At 68.6% G+C, this 14,419-nt stretch carries 16 protein-coding genes; 10 read left to right on the top strand and 6 right to left on the bottom strand.

The window, feature by feature from the left end; genetic code table 11:
* Positions 1–136 precede the first annotated feature (136 nt).
* Positions 137–1,147, top strand: coding sequence for a LacI family DNA-binding transcriptional regulator (locus tag ACTWO6_RS30125; RefSeq protein ID WP_446217059.1), 1,011 nt, complete (start codon positions 137–139; stop codon positions 1,145–1,147).
* 66 nt (positions 1,148–1,213) lie between these two features.
* Here the strand turns inward: ACTWO6_RS30125 and ACTWO6_RS30120 are convergent, their stop codons facing one another.
* The 3 genes from ACTWO6_RS30120 to ACTWO6_RS30110 form a co-directional block, all read right to left on the bottom strand.
* Positions 1,214–1,939, bottom strand: coding sequence for a methyltransferase domain-containing protein (locus tag ACTWO6_RS30120; RefSeq protein ID WP_446217058.1), 726 nt, complete (start codon positions 1,937–1,939; stop codon positions 1,214–1,216).
* A gap of 152 nt (positions 1,940–2,091) precedes the next feature.
* Positions 2,092–2,412 (bottom strand): hypothetical protein, encoded by a 321-nt coding sequence (locus tag ACTWO6_RS30115; protein ID WP_446217057.1) that lies wholly within the window; start codon positions 2,410–2,412, stop codon positions 2,092–2,094.
* 38 nt (positions 2,413–2,450) lie between these two features.
* On the bottom strand, positions 2,451–4,088 hold the full coding sequence (locus tag ACTWO6_RS30110; protein WP_446217056.1) for an ABC-F family ATP-binding cassette domain-containing protein: 1,638 nt from the start codon (positions 4,086–4,088) through the stop codon (positions 2,451–2,453).
* 88 nt (positions 4,089–4,176) lie between these two features.
* On the opposite strand from ACTWO6_RS30110, the gene ACTWO6_RS30105 reads away from it, so the two are divergent.
* The 4 genes from ACTWO6_RS30105 to ACTWO6_RS30090 all read left to right on the top strand — a co-directional run bounded on the left by ACTWO6_RS30105 (position 4,177) and on the right by ACTWO6_RS30090 (position 6,328).
* Positions 4,177–4,947: an ROK family protein gene (locus ACTWO6_RS30105; protein ID WP_446217055.1), complete on the top strand. Its 771-nt coding sequence runs from the start codon at positions 4,177–4,179 to the stop codon at positions 4,945–4,947.
* A gap of 89 nt (positions 4,948–5,036) precedes the next feature.
* Complete coding sequence (locus ACTWO6_RS30100) at positions 5,037–5,402, top strand: tetratricopeptide repeat protein (protein ID WP_446217054.1); 366 nt, start codon at positions 5,037–5,039, stop codon at positions 5,400–5,402.
* A 72-nt stretch (positions 5,403–5,474) separates the two neighbouring features.
* Positions 5,475–5,729: a Smr/MutS family protein gene (locus tag ACTWO6_RS30095; protein WP_446217053.1), complete on the top strand. Its 255-nt coding sequence runs from the start codon at positions 5,475–5,477 to the stop codon at positions 5,727–5,729.
* A gap of 224 nt (positions 5,730–5,953) precedes the next feature.
* Positions 5,954–6,328 carry a hypothetical protein gene (locus ACTWO6_RS30090; protein WP_446217052.1) on the top strand — a complete coding sequence of 125 codons (375 nt, stop codon included), beginning with the start codon at positions 5,954–5,956 and terminating at the stop codon, positions 6,326–6,328.
* Between the two features lie 362 nt (positions 6,329–6,690).
* On the opposite strand, the gene ACTWO6_RS30085 is transcribed toward ACTWO6_RS30090, so the two are convergent.
* Both ACTWO6_RS30085 and ACTWO6_RS30080 read right to left on the bottom strand, forming a co-directional pair.
* Complete coding sequence (locus ACTWO6_RS30085; RefSeq protein WP_446217051.1) at positions 6,691–7,041, bottom strand: hypothetical protein; 351 nt, start codon at positions 7,039–7,041, stop codon at positions 6,691–6,693.
* Positions 7,042–7,671: 630 nt separating this feature from the next.
* Entirely contained in the window at positions 7,672–7,854 is a 183-nt protein-coding gene (locus tag ACTWO6_RS30080; RefSeq protein WP_446217050.1) for a hypothetical protein, read from the bottom strand.
* Positions 7,855–9,015: 1,161 nt separating this feature from the next.
* Here ACTWO6_RS30080 and ACTWO6_RS30075 point away from each other — a divergent pair.
* The 3 genes from ACTWO6_RS30075 to ACTWO6_RS30065 all read left to right on the top strand — a co-directional run bounded on the left by ACTWO6_RS30075 (position 9,016) and on the right by ACTWO6_RS30065 (position 12,483).
* Positions 9,016–10,326 (top strand): glycosyltransferase, encoded by a 1,311-nt coding sequence (locus ACTWO6_RS30075; protein WP_446217049.1) that lies wholly within the window; start codon positions 9,016–9,018, stop codon positions 10,324–10,326.
* Positions 10,327–10,619: 293 nt separating this feature from the next.
* A complete protein-coding gene (locus tag ACTWO6_RS30070) occupies positions 10,620–11,165 on the top strand; it encodes a hypothetical protein (protein ID WP_446217048.1) in 546 nt (181 codons plus the stop codon).
* Between the two features lie 496 nt (positions 11,166–11,661).
* Positions 11,662–12,483, top strand: coding sequence for a hypothetical protein (locus tag ACTWO6_RS30065; RefSeq protein ID WP_446217047.1), 822 nt, complete (start codon positions 11,662–11,664; stop codon positions 12,481–12,483).
* A 178-nt stretch (positions 12,484–12,661) separates the two neighbouring features.
* Here the strand turns inward: ACTWO6_RS30065 and ACTWO6_RS30060 are convergent, their stop codons facing one another.
* Positions 12,662–12,892 carry a hypothetical protein gene (locus tag ACTWO6_RS30060; RefSeq protein ID WP_446217046.1) on the bottom strand — a complete coding sequence of 77 codons (231 nt, stop codon included), beginning with the start codon at positions 12,890–12,892 and terminating at the stop codon, positions 12,662–12,664.
* 352 nt (positions 12,893–13,244) lie between these two features.
* Here ACTWO6_RS30060 and ACTWO6_RS30055 point away from each other — a divergent pair, with 352 nt between their 5' ends.
* Both ACTWO6_RS30055 and ACTWO6_RS30050 read left to right on the top strand, forming a co-directional pair.
* A complete protein-coding gene (locus tag ACTWO6_RS30055) occupies positions 13,245–13,676 on the top strand; it encodes a hypothetical protein (RefSeq protein WP_446217045.1) in 432 nt (143 codons plus the stop codon).
* 41 nt (positions 13,677–13,717) lie between these two features.
* Positions 13,718–14,029 (top strand): hypothetical protein, encoded by a 312-nt coding sequence (locus tag ACTWO6_RS30050; protein WP_446217044.1) that lies wholly within the window; start codon positions 13,718–13,720, stop codon positions 14,027–14,029.
* Positions 14,030–14,419: the final 390 nt, after the last annotated feature.

The raw sequence follows: 14,419 nt of genomic DNA, 5'->3' as shown, positions 1-14,419 counted from the left end.
GCCGCCTTTCCTCGGTGCCGTTCCGGGGTGACCGCGGTCACTCCGTACCACAGCTTTCTACAACGTTGTAAGCAACGTTGTAAAGAGGCCGGTACGCGGTACAGTGCCCGCAGTACCGACACCGGGAGGGTTGGCCGTGCGACACAGGCTCAAGGACGTCGCCGAGCGGGCCGGCGTGTCGGTTAAGACCGTCTCCAACGTGGTCAACGGCTACCTGCACGTCCGGCCGGACACCCGGGCCCGGGTGGAGGAGGCGATCGCCGAGCTGAACTACCGGCCCAACCTCTCCGCCCGCAACCTGCGCAAGGGGCGGACCGGGGTGATCGCCCTGGCCGTCCCGGAGCTGGACATCCCGTACTTCGCCGAGCTGGCCCGGCACGTCGTCACGGCCGCCGCCGCGCACGGCTGGACAGTGCTGATCGACCAGACCGGCGGCGGTCCGGAGCAGGAACGCAAGGTCGCCAGCGGGATCGGCGACCACATGATCGACGGCCTGATCTTCAGCCCGTTGGCGCTCACCGCCGACGACCTCACCGGCCTCGACGGCATGCCGATGGTGCTGCTCGGCGAGCGGGTCGACCACGGCCCGGCCGACCACGTCGTGGTCGACAACGTGGCCGCCGCCCGGGAGATCACCGCCCACCTGATCGGGCTCGGCCGCCGCCGGATCGCCGCCATCGGCTCGCAGCGCACCCCGGAGGGCGCCAGCGCCCGGCTCCGCCTGGCCGGCTACACCGCCGCCCTGGAAGAGGCCGGCATCGGGTACGACGAGAAGCTGGTGGCGCCCGCGCCGGCCTGGCACCGCGCGGACGGCGCCGCCGCCGTCCGCGACCTGCTCTCCTCCGGCGTACGCCCCGACGCCGTCTTCTGTTTCAACGACACCCTCGCCCTCGGCGCCCTGCGCGCCCTGCACGAGGCGGGGCTGCGGGTGCCCGAGGACGTCGCGGTGGCCGGCTTCGACGACATCGAGGACGGCCGGTTCTCCATCCCCACCCTCACCACCGTCGCCCCCGACAAGGAGCGCATCGCGCGGCTCGCGGTGGAGTTGCTGGCCGGCCGCCTCGACGGCGACCGGGAGGCTCCACCCCGCGAACTCACCGCCCCCCACCGCCTGGCCACCCGCGAGAGCACCACCGGCCGCCCCTGACCACCCCGTCCGCCCGCGCCCGGCGCAACTTGCCGGACCGCGGGTGGGGCGCGCGGGGCGGGCCGGTCAGTCGAAGAAGCGGGCCAGGTGGGTCTGGGCGGGCGCCGGGTCGTCCGGGCCCAGCGGGGTGAGGTCGGCGAAGATCGACGCGCCGTCGCAGCCGCAGTGCAGCGGGTACCAGCGCGGGGTGCCCGGCGGGCGCTGACCGCAGATGCCCTTGAACGTCTGCACGTCCAGCAGCCGGACGTGGGTCGGGTCGGCGACCGCGTTCACGTGCCGCCACCAGGGGCTCATCACGTGCAGCACGCCACCCGGCCGGAGCGCCCGGTGACACTCGTCCAGCAGCGGCAGGAAGTCGATCAGGTGCTCCAGGATGTGCACCGCGAAGAAGACGTCCACCGAGTCGTCGGCCAGTGGCAGCGAGCCGGAGAGGTCGGCCACCGCGTCCACCCCGGGCGCGGGATAGATGTCCAATCCCAGGTTGCCGGACCACTGCTTGGTCGCCCCGCAGCCCAGGTCCACCACCACCGGGGCGCGGCCGCCGATGCTCACCTTGCACCAGACGCCCAGCACGCCGGCGAGCCGGCCGACCAGGTCACGGACCAGCCGCAGCTCGGCCGGGTCGGCGACCTCGCCGGTGAGGTGCGCGACGCCCCGGTCGAAGCGCACCTCCACCGCCAGCGCGCGCAGCCGGTCGTCGTGCCGGGCCAGATCCGCCCACGCCTCGGCGAGGAATCCGTCGACCGCCCGCAGCCGCCCGGCCGAGGGTGCGGACTGGGCCATCGCGACCATGAGCCACCTCCGGGCCGCCCGTTACCCGCATCCCCGCCCGGTATGCCTGGATCATGGAGATCCGTCCCGGCCGCCCGCCCGCGCGCGCCCCCTCGGCCCGCCCGGGTGGCCCCGGCGAGCGTGGTCCGGCCGGGCCGGGCGGCGGCGGCAGGTCAGCCAGAGATCGTCCGCCGGGCGGCCCGACCCGTGCCCCGCATCCGCTGGCGGGGCTGCGGGGCGGCCGTCCGGGGCCGCTTGAGGTGGTACCGGTGCAGCTCGGTGTGGCCGGGCAGCGACGGGTCCTCGCTCATCGCGACCAGCTCCCAGCCCTGGTCACCGGCCCGGTTCAGGTGGGCCAGCGCGGTGTCGCCGTACGGGGTGACGTCGACCATCGAGCCGTCCGGGCCGTACCAGATGAAGACGACCTCCCACCCGATGTCGGTGGTGGCCGCCTGGCGGCGGCGGACCAGCAGCGCGTACTCCCACTTGAGCATGGGCTCATTGTCACCCCGCGCGCGCCAGCCGGCACGGATCAATCCTCGGCGATCCGTCCGGCGTCCACCCGCAGCCGCCGGTTGACGCTCACCGCATCCAGCATCCGCCGGTCGTGGGTGACCAGCAGCAGGGTGCCCGGGTAGCTCGCCAGCGCCGACTCCAGCTGCTCGATCGCCGGCAGGTCCAGGTGGTTGGTCGGCTCGTCCAGCACCAGCAGGTTGACCCCGCGCCCCTGGAGCAGGGCCAGCGCCGCCCGGGTCCGCTCGCCCGGCGAGAGGGTCGCCGCCGGCCGCAGCACGTGCGCCGCGCGCAGGCCGAACTTGGCCAGCAGCGTCCGCACGTCCGCCGGCGTCAGCTCGGGTACGGCGGCGCCGAAGGCGTCCAGCAGGGGCTGGTCGCCCAGGAAGAGCCCACGGGCCTGGTCGACCTCGCCGACCACCACCCCGGGACCGAGCGCGGCGTGCCCCTCGTCCAGCGGCAGCCGGCCCAGCAGCGCCGCGAGCAGAGTGCTCTTGCCGGAGCCGTTCGCCCCGGTGATCGCCACCCGGTCCGCCCAGTCGATCTGGAGGTCCACCGGGCCGAGGGTGAAGCCGCCCCGGCGTACCACGGCTCCGCGCAGCGCGGCCACGACGGCGCCGGCGCGGGGCGCGGCGGCGATCTCCATCCGCAGCTCCCACTCCTTGCGCGGCTCCTCGACCGCATCCAGGCGCTCGATCAGCCGCTCGGTCTGCTTGGCCTTCGCCGCCTGCTTCTCGGTCGCCTCCGCGCGGAACTTGCGGCCGATCTTGTCGTTGTCGGTGGCCTTGCGGCGGGCGTTCTTCACGCCCTTCTCCATCCAGGCCCGCTGGGTGCGGGCCCGGGCCTCCAGCCCGGCCCGGGTGTCGGCGTACTCCTCGTAGTCGGCGCGGGCGTGCCGGCGGGCCACCTCCCGCTCCTCCAGGTACGCCGCGTAGCCGCCGCCGTAGTGCCGGACCTGCTGCTGGGCGAGGTCCAGCTCCAGCACCCGGGTCACCGTCCGGGTCAGGAACTCGCGGTCGTGGCTGACCAGCACGGTGCCGGCGCGCAGCCCGGTGACGAACCGCTCCAACCGGTCCAGCCCGGCCAGATCGAGGTCGTTGGTGGGCTCGTCGAGCAGGAAGATGTCGTACCGGCTGAGCAGCAGGGAGGCCAGCCCGGCCCGGGCCGCCTGACCGCCGGAGAGACCGGTCATCGGGTGGTCCAGGTCCACGGTCAGCCCCAGCTCCGCGGCGACCTGCTCCGCGCGCTCCTCCAGGTCCGCGCCGCCCAGGCCGAGCCAGCGCTCCAGCGCCTCCGCGTACGCGTCGTCGGCGCCGTCCGCGCCTGCGGTGAGCGCCTCGGTGGCGGTGTCGAGCGCGACCTGCGCCGCGGTGACCCCGGTACGCCGGGCCAGGAAGTCGCGGACCGTCTCGCCCGGCCGGCGGTCCGGCTCCTGCGGCAGGTAGCCGACGGTGGCGCTGGGCGGGTTCAGCGAGACGCTGCCCAGCTCGACCGGCTGGAGCCCGGCGAGGGTACGCAGCAGCGTCGACTTGCCCGCCCCGTTCACCCCCACCAGCCCGACGACGTCCCCGGGGGCGACCACCAGTTCCAGGTCGGAGAAGAGCAGCCGGTCACCGTGCCCGGCGGCGAGGTCCTTGACGATCAACGTGGCGCTCATGAGGAGACCGAGCCTACCGGCGGGGCGGGCGGCGGCCGATCCGATGACCGCCGCTCCGCCCGTAACAGACCTGAGGGAGACTCACGGCGTGGTGACCACTCTCGCGATCGACTGCGGCGGCGGCGGGATCAAGGCATCGGTGCTGGACGCCGCCGGGACGATGCGCGCCCGGCCGCTGCGGGTGCCCACGCCGTACCCGCTGCCGCCGGCGCTGTTCGTCAAGACGCTGCTGGACCTGGGCGCCCGGCTGCCGGCGGCGGACCGGCTGACGGTCGGCCTGCCCGGGATGATCCGGCACGGCGTGGTCGTGGCGACCCCGCACTACGTGACCCGGTCCGGACCGCGCAGCAAGGTCGACCCGGACCTGGTCGCCGAGTGGTCCGGGTACGACGCCCGCAGCGGGCTCGCCGAGGCGTTCGGGATCCCGGCGCTGGTGCTCAACGACGCCGAGGTGCACGGCGCGGGCGTGGTGGCCGGGACCGGCTGCGAGCTGGTGCTGACCCTCGGCACCGGGCTGGGCAGCGCGCTCTTCGACGGCGGGGTGCTCGCCCCGCACCTGGAGCTGTCGCACGCCCCGGTGCGCTGGGGCACCACCTACGACACGTACGTGGGGGAGCCGGAGCGGCGCCGGCTCGGCGACGCGTTCTGGTCCCGGCGGATCCGGCAGGTGGTCGACGGGTTGCGCCCGGTGTTCCGCTGGGACCGGCTCTACCTGGGCGGGGGGAACTCCCGGCTGATCCGCCCGGAGCAACTGGCCCGGATGGGGGACGATGTCGTGGTCGTCCCGAACACGGCCGGAATCGTCGGCGGTGTCCGGGCCTGGGAGCTGGTGGGTGACCGGCTGGACCCGACCCTCTGACGCAACTTCCACCACAGGAACACTCGCGGTACGGCCGGTGTTGTGCCAGCGTCGGAACAAGGGCGGCGCGACACGAGGAGGTGGGTCGAATGGATCTTCTGGCGGACTACCGGCGGGCGACCATGTTCTTCGAAACGGGTGACCCGGCCGGGGCGGCCCGGCTGCTCGAGCCGATCGTCGAGGCGGAGCCCGGCAACTCTTCGGTGCGGCAGCTGCTGGCCCGGGCGTACTTCCAGTCGGCCCAGCTCAACCGGGCCGAGGAGCATTTGCGCGAGCTGGTCGACCGGGACCCGAGCGACCACTACGCGCACCACGTGCTGGGCCGGACGCTGGAGCGGATGAACCGGTACGCCGACGCGCTGCGGCACCTGCGCATCGCGGCGGCCATGTACTCGACCAACACCGACTACACGACCGCGCTGCGCCGGGTGGAGAGCCGGGTCGGCGGTCGCTGACGGCGCACGCGTACGGACGGGGCAGCCCTGGTGGCTGCCCTGTTGCGTATCCGGCGCGCCTACGATTGCGGAGTGAAGCTCAAGCTCGATCTCCACGACATCTTCAACAAGGGCCAGGACATCGACCGCGCGCTGCGCGGGATCATGGACGAGGCGGTGGCGAAGAGGGCCACCCTCGTGGAGATCATCCCCGGCAAGGGCTCCGGCCAGCTCAAGAAGCGGGTGCTGCGCTTCCTGGACCAGAAGGACGTCAAGCAGCTCTACCACCGGGTGGAGAAGGACTCCAAGAACTTCGGCCGCCTCTTCGTCCACTTCCGCTGGAAGTAAGAGCCCCGGCTTCCCGACCTCCCGCGCTACCCCCGACATGGCTCCTGACCTGCCGAAACGGCTTCCGTCGGTTTCCGGCATCTTCCGCCGTTACTCGTGCTCGGTTGTGCCGGATCTGTGCCCGGCCCTGAACCCATGGATTGCACGCGGGGCGGTTGCTGAGCGCCTGGTGCGCAGGTCACGATGGCGAGCCAGCCGCTCTGTGCCCCAAAGGGTTGGGTCCGTTGCTGGACTTCACCGCTGTACGGCGACCAGGTCGATGCGCGGTTCGCCTTGGCGGCGTCTGCGACATTGATGGCATGGACAACCGTTTCCGCAAGCTGCCGCCGCGGATCGAACCTCGGTACGAGACACACGACGTCTCCGACCCGCCGCCGTTGCCCGACGTGCCCCAGACGATCGGGTTGACGCCGGCCGGCCAGGTCGCGGATTTGGAGCGGTTGGCCATTGCCATCGCCCGCCAGCCCGGCCGGACCGGGCCGGCACCCCTCGTCCGCGACCCGGCGCAGCACGGACGGCGTCGCTGGGTGTTGGTCGCCCTCTTCGGCGCCCTTGCACTGGGGATGGTCGCCGTCGCGGTGATGAACCAGACCGGCTGATCGTTTCCGGCTCGCTGCCTCACCCGATGTGCCCCACACTGCCAGGAGCAGGCAAAGGGCTGTCAGCCTCGTCCGGCGCTGCTCAACAGTTCCGCCGACGTACGGGGTGGTCCAGCCGGGTGCACCGCCTTGGCTACTCGCGTGGCTACTCAGAGCGTCGGCCCCCGCTGGGCCCCGACCCCCGTCGGGGGGAGACTGATCGGCCGAATCGATGAGTGCTGGCGAGCGCTGTCCAGTCTGATCCCTTGCCTGGATTGCACCGCCCAGCGTGATCGGCGTCGATCGGATGGTGCACCGCTTGCTGACTCTCTGCTGACTCCAGAGATCCCCACAGGCGGTCATCGGTGCCGCAACCGCCGCTTCTAGAGGTCCTCCCAGTCGTGGGGCTCCTGGTAGACGTGGTAACCGCGGAAGTACCAATCGGCTAACTCCCACAGCCGTTCGAGACACGCCGAGTAGTAGTGCTCCGGCTCAGGGCGCGGAAAGCTTGGGTGCGCTGTGTCATGGCGCACCGACGCAGCGCAGTAGAAGTACCCCTCGGCCAGCCAACGCTCCAGGTGGTCCTGGTCCTTGCTGTCGCGGCACACCGCACGCATCGCCTGCTCAAGACGAGTGAACGCGATCCGGTCCCACACCCGATCGATGCGCAGCCGGAACAGGAAGGAGCCAGGCTCGCTCCCGAACTCCTGCCAAAGCACGTCCCGCGCGTCCACATCAGGAGGATGCCAGCAAGTACCGACAGGCTCTCCCCCAACCCGACGTGCCTACCTACTGTCGACCATCCCCCGGTCTCCCGGCCCGACGGTCATACGTTGAAGCAGAACTTGGATGGGGCCTCCCGTGACCTGGGCCGGCCTGCTCGGCATGCTGGTCCCGCCCCGTCTTGGGCTCACGTCATTGGCTGCTGGTTGCGGACGTTTCACACTGTCTTGTGCCCCGTGTGTGCCCCAGGCCCGAGGAGTGGTACTTCCTCCAACGGCGGAAACCTGCCCCGGCCATGCCCCCGCCTACCGCGCCCAGTATCGCCTCGTTGAAGGGCCCTGGCTGCTCGACGTATCCCAACGTCCGGCCCCTGCCGTCATCACGCCCGCAGCCACCAAGGCGACGCAGAGAAGGAGTCGGGCACGCATCCCATCAGAAGAGCAGGCCATCCCAACCCTCGCTTGCAAGCTGCCGCCGACAGGCCACTCCGATATCCCCGATCCGGCCGAACGCGCAGCACTCAACGCCGACCTGTTCACCACCGGCACCGAGACCGGTTTCTGGGACAGGAGGCCCGCCGCACGTCGTCCTGAGCGGCCGTTCGCGGGGTCAGCGAGCGAACTCGGCGGGCGGCGGGCTGCTCACGGCGCACCCCGCTTCATCGCCTCGGCCAGGAAGGCGGCCGCGACCGGAATCAGGAGCCCGCCGAAGATGCAGAAGCCGGCCCGCAGCCCGGTCTTCCCCTGCAGCCCGATCACGATGAGAGCGATGGCCAGCACGGCGGCGACCACACTTAACACGATGAGCGCCCGGACGTTGTTCATCGGTCCGTCCCAACCGGGACACCCGGTGCAAGCCGGGCTGCGTAGTCGCGACTCACGGTGCGATGGTACGCAGACAGCCGAGCACGGCTGCCCCGCACCCTGGCCCGACGACATCGGCGAGTGGGCGTCACCGGCGCCCGCGAGCCCGGAGAGTCTCGACTTCACCCGGAACTTGAAGGCGAGGTGCTGTTCAGGGCGTTGGAGGGGTTCTAAGTTCGCCCTGAAGCAACTTCAGTTCGCCTGAACTTCAGCGGGGCGCATAACGCGGGGTTTGGCCTGCTGGCGGGTCAGAGAGACGACACCAGCGACCTACGCATTACGAGTCGGTCCCGCAGCGCTGGTCCAGCGTTCGGTCCTCGTGCTCTACATGGTGTCCCAGTCCGTGATCGTCCGCCCATGCCCGCGGGCTTGGCTGCTCGCTTGGCTGCTCGTCCGGGCTTGCTGCCTCACGCGTCGCGTTCGAGGGCGCTGGCTAACGTGACCGGCAGTCCCACGCTTTCGAGGTCTGCGCTCGCTCGTTCGTCAGCGGACCGATTGGTTCAGGGCCTGCATCGAGTCACTGCCGCAGCCGATCGCGGCCTCCTTCGAACGCCAACGAACGAGACCGGAACTGAGACCGCCGATGACTAGGACCGGCACGCACCGCTGCGAGCTGGGCGTGTAGACCTCGGCCGTTCGGCTAGGCGGTAGTCACCCGGCGTGTCGGAACTCCGACATTGTGAAGTTAGGTTCCCCTCACGCAGGGTTGACGTGGCAAGTTGCCGAGGCCTACGTTGCTCCTTGCTGTTCAGCAATAATTGACGAGGCGTTCGGTCGCGCTGGACAGGCGGAGCGCATACCGGGCCGATCCTGGTCCACGCACATCAATCCCTCCCCGACGCTCGGGGAGGGCGGTGCGCGCTCCGGGGAGCTGCTAGCTGACGATGGGGGACACAAGCAGATGTCTGGTGGATCGCTGCCGAAGACTGGGGCCGGGGCTGTCACGCTCGGAGGCGGAATCCTGGGAGTAGAGGGCTCGGTCAGCATGCCGCTGCCGGTAGCCATTGCACTGACGGGTGTGGGCATCGTCGTGCTCGGCACCCTGTTCGTCCGCGTCGCGTGGCGGCGTGGCCGTACTGCCGGCCAGTGACTGCTCGACTCGTTCGAGGTCGGCACCTGTTCGTGGCGGCGGTCGTTCTGGCCGCCGCCGCGGCGTGGGTGGCCCACCACCTCCTGTCCGTTCTCAGCGCCGCACGAGGGCAGGGGAGCGGCTTCAGCTACGCCTACGGGGCAATGTTCATCCTGCTGGTCATCCAGTTCGGCGCCGCCTACCTGGAGCGCCCCGCCAAGGTCACCGACCGGGTGCAGGAAGCCCTCGATCAGCTCCACGTCGTCGGCCTGGTCCCCGCGTACAACGAGGACGCCGCCGCGCTGAGGGCCTGCCTGGAGTCGATGATCTTCCAGACCCGCAAGCCGCAGACCATCTACGTCGTCGACGACGGCTCCAAGCACACCGAGGGCTACCAGAAGGTCAAGCGCTGGTTCCTCGAAGTCGCGCCGGTGCACGGCATCACCGCCGCCTGGCACATCCAGGTCAACCGCGGCAAGCGCCACGCCCAGGCCGCCGCGATCCTGTCCACCCCCGACGCCGACATCTACTGGACCGTCGACTCCGACACCGTCTCGGACCCGCAAGCTCTCGAAGAGCTGCTCAAGCCTTTTGGCAACCCCGAGGTGCAGTCGGTGGCCGGCATCGTTATGGCCGCCAACGTCCACTCCAGCTTCCTCACCCGCTTCACCGATCTGTGGTTCGTCGCCGGCCAGCTCACCGACCGCTCCTCGCTGTCGGTGCTCGGCAGCGTTTGGGTGAACTCCGGGCCCATCGCCGCGTACCGGGCCAGCGTGATCCGCGGGAACATGAAGTCCTACCTGACCGAGACGTTCTTCGGCCGCCGCGTCCCGTTCAGCGACGACTCGATGCTCACCCTGTTCGCCATGCTCCGCGGCCGGACCGTGCAGCAGCCCAGCGCGTTCGCCTACTCGCTCATGCCGGAGAAGATCAACCACTTCAGCCGCATGTTCCTGCGCTGGATGCGCGGGTCGTTCATTCGCTCCTGGTGGCGAATCCGGTACCTGCCACTGACATCGTTCGGCTGGTGGGCGCACATCGTGCGGTGGGCCCAGAGCGTCGCCGCCACCATTCTGTTCGTCGCGGTCATGATCGTGTCGCCGATCATCGAGTTCGACCCCGAAGCGATCCCGTGGATGCTCGGCGTGCCCGTCGTCGTCGGGTACGCCCAGACCCTGCGCTACATGACCCTGCGCCGCTCCGACCAGTCCACCCTCTACCAGTGGGGCACCTGGGCACTCACCCCCGTGGCCGTGCTCTTCGCCTTGGTGTGGCTGCGCGCCATCCGCTGGTACGGCGTGGCCACCTGCTGGAAGACCGGCAGCTGGGGCACCCGGCAGACCGTCGAGGTTGCCATGAACTGACTACGCGAGGGGTGGCTCGGCGCCCACGTTGTCGGAATGGCGGCCCGCTGGATCTGGCCGGATCGAGCGGGCCGACTCCGCTTTCGGAGGCACATGCCCCGTTCGTGCTCGTCGGCAGCCCACAGGAACCCCTCGCCCAGTACTCCGATCGACGACCATGAGACCGGAACGCCAGGAACGGCCACATATGCCCCAATGTGCAAATAATGGGCCCCGGTGACCTTTTGGTTCGAGCAAGGGTTACGGGGTACAACCCCCTTCGCTGACACTCCTTGTGAGCGAAAGGACACCAAATGACCAGAAAGTTCCCCCCGGGGCTGGCCCTCGTGGTCAGTCTGATGACGATGCTGTTCGTCACCCTCGGCTTCGCGACCAGCGCATCCGCGAAGCCTCGCACGGCTCATGCATCAGTCGTCCCCGTCACCGGCACGCTCGCTGACGGCGCGGGTGCGGTGACCGGCGCGTTCAACGTGGAGAGGTTCCTGGTTCAGGACGGCACCCTGCAGGCCGTGGGTACGTTCACCGGCACCGTCACTGACGCCGCGGGTACCGCGACCACCGGTACTCAGCAGGTCAGCCTTCCGGTCGACGTCGCCCAGAGCCAGGGCAGCTGCGAAGTTCTCGATCTCGTCCTCGGGCCACTGGATCTCAACCTGCTCGGCCTCGAGGTTCACCTCGACCAGGTCCACCTGAACATCACCGCACAGCAGGGTCCCGGCAACCTCCTCGGCAACCTGCTGTGCGCTGTCGCCGGCCTGCTTGACGGCCCCACCGGCGTCAACGCGATCCTCCAGCAGATCGCTAACCTGCTAAACCAGCTCCTCGGCGTTCTCGGCTAACAGCAACTCCGCAGAGCGTTCCAACCTGAACACTTCGACCTGGCACAACACAGCGACACTGCCCATTGTGGGCGAATCCTTCGGACTGTCAGCACGCAACCCTGAGGTGGCAGAGGAAGGGCTTTCGGCTCGAAGCTGGAAGCCCTTCCTCTGCACCGTCGGTTTGGAAGGTGCCGAGCATCAGCTTGGGAATCGGATTGATCTACACCGTGAGTGGCCGTGCCACCCGGTCGACGGCCACGGACCGTTCAGGTTTGAGGCTGCCGATGTGCCGCTGCGGGCCGGTGTTGACCGCTGGATCGGGCACGGATCGGGCACGGATCGGGCACGAGGTGGTGCCTCCGGCGGCTTGCTGTACCTGCCCCGTGCCAGACAGTCGGCCTACTCGTATACGACCGCCGCCGCGAGCGCCCGGACAAAGAAGAGTCGTGCAGTCCCTTAACGTCAGGCTTAGCGTGATGGGACAACTCCCGATCCTGCGGGACGGAGCGATGAGATGTACGAACGGCAACGACGAGACTGCGCCAAGCTGCTCCGTGACTTGGCAGTGACGATTCAAGACGTACGTCACAAGCGACCCATCCCTGGATCCATCTACGCAACGGAGATCGCTCGGGACAACGACGTTGGCGATGAGACGTGTCCCCACCCATTCGCTTTTGCCCATCACCTGCACCGGACCTTGATCTACTCGGCGGGCGAACGCCTCGCGACGCTCGCCTGGTGTCTTGAGCTGGACCCGCCACACGTGCTCAGCATGAACGACTTGGCTAGAGCGGCGGCCGAAGCTGCTGCAACAGCTGTATGGCTGGGCGCACATCAAGCAGACGGAGATGCCCGCCTGCGACGGCTCGTCGGCCTCACGTCGACCGCGAAGCGGGAGCACTCCAAGCTTCAGACGGCCCTGAAGGCGGAACCGGATAGCAGCGGTATGCAAGAGATCCTTGACTGGGCCACCCAGAACGGTGTCCAGGCGGAAGGACCCGGTTCGAAAACCGACCTGCTCATCGCCGCCGACGCCGCAGCTGGACGCGTCGACTATAACCGCCTTAGTGCCTTCACACACAGCACGCTCCACGCGGTGATGGTCGGCTACATCGAGATTGATCAATCACAAAAGGGCAACAGCGCTCTGGTCGAAGTGCACGCCATGCAGATCGGAACCGTCGCTGCCAGCTATGTTCTGAAGGCCCTTGCCGGCCTGATTCGCGTCAACGCGGACGACCCTGCCCTCGCCAACCGCCTCCGAGACCGGCTCGACGCCCTCCTCACCGAGGTGGCTGAGGCGGCTCGGCGGACCGAAGGCCTCGCTGGATGACGATAAGTCGTGATCGTCTCGCGGACCTCTCGCTTGTGAGTTCTGGGCGCTCCGTCCGGCCGGGTCCGTTCGTGTCTTTGGCCTCGGGCAACCGTCCGGCACCGGTCGGGAGAGGGCGGCTCCGTTCGCGTCGGTTGCTGTCATCGTTGCTGTCGGCAGCCGCACCCTAGCCCGTCAGTCAGGTGGTCGTGTCGGCACTGCTGCCGTCGTCGAACCATGACGGAGCGGTGTAGAGGTCGGCGACTTCGGCTGCCGGCACCTTGGCCACCACGATGCCGACGCGTCGTGGGTTGTTTGGTGTCCGCCAGTCGATCACCATTTGATTCTGCTCATCAGCGTCTGCCTCGACCAACACGTTGAAGAGCAGTTGGCCGTCCTCTTCGCTGTACGCGTCAGCCGCCAGTTCCATGACCCCGCCAGACCGTAGGGTCACTATCCACCGACTGGGGATTCCCGCAGCGAACTCCACGGCGGCTGACACTAGCTGTATCCGGCGTACAGGTCGACTCGTCCGTCGCCCACCAGGTCAGCCTCCGTTGCAGGATGGCTGACCTGCTGTTTCTTTGGGCGCTACCGGTCACCGTTGGTCAGCTTTGGTCGACGCTTGACGGCCCAGAGACGGCCCGGCGACGGCCCGAGGGGGTAGGCAGCGGTCGGCAACCGGACCGACCCTCCTCGCATCGCACAGTTGCGATGGGATCAGGATCGCTGAGACAATCGTGAATCAATGTGGACCTCGCGCATGGCCACGAGAGGCAGCTATGAATGAATTTGATCATGACGACCAATTGGACAAACTCAAGTCCTTGGTTGCGGTTGCAAATGTAGTTGAAACCGAACTAGAGCACCAAAGGCGCAACCTGCGATTCGAGAAGGCAGCCGGTCTTGTTCGCATCACTCTGTCGGCTGGAATCTTCGGTTTCGCTACCTTTCTTTCTTTTTCATTGCAGCCCGCCAATTCTAGCTTCGGACTTATCATGCTGGCTGCGGCGGGAGTTGTCTCACTTCTCATTGCCCACTCTGCGCTCCAGCGCATGCGTCAGCTACGCCGAGAGGTTCAGCGGCTATCTCCCGTGGTTGAGTGGCTGAGGAGCCAAACCGAAAAATTTCATGAACCAGCCATTGATCAGCTTATAAGCGGCATACGGAAGACGATGGCGCTGACCGCTGCGGCAGCAGGTGGTCGGAAGTAATGGCATCGCCGGGACTTAACCGTGAGCCGCTAGAAGCCTATATGGAATTGCTCGATAAAGCACCCTACGCGGATGATACGCGAAGGGAAATGCTTGAGGCCGTAAAGCGCGAGCAGTCGCACCGATTTGCGATGGAATGGATTCGCAACGTACTGACTTTGCTAAACACGTTACTGGCTGCCGGTGTCTTTATATTCGTAATGCTTACTGCCAGCGAGTTGAGCAAGAACCCCGATGCCGCTCCACAGGTCTGGCGTGTGCTGCTATCCGCTACCGCATTCTCCGGCACGCTCGTTGGCGGAAATGCCATTCTAACCCGCCGCAGTGGTCGCTCAACCCGCAATCCAAAGTAGCCGAAATAAAACAAAACTCCTGCCTCAGAGGCCGCAGCTTGTGTACGCGACAAGGCTGTGGTGGGGATGCGGCGCGTGTACTCCGGGCAGGCCCCTGGCCTGCCGGCAACGCCGGCCCGAGGGGTCGCAGAGGCTCCGGGGTCAAGGGCGGCCCGAAGGGCCGTCGCGCAGCGACGCGAAGCGCCCTTGACCTTGGAGGGGCGAGCCCGCACACTCCGCGCCGCATCCCCACCACGGCCGGCGGTGACTGCCCAACGGCCCGGCGGTGCGACGGCCGCCGCCCCCATGGCCGGCTGCCGGCCAACCAGCTCGTCACCCAACGATCTGTCGCTCTGCGGCGGCCCACCGGGCTCCCCGCCCTCCGCGCCAGCCGCCGGGCGTCAGGCGTGA

The sequence above is a fragment of the Micromonospora sp. IBHARD004 genome, from assembly GCF_052814115.1.
This window is presented reverse-complemented; position numbering and strand designations above follow the sequence as displayed.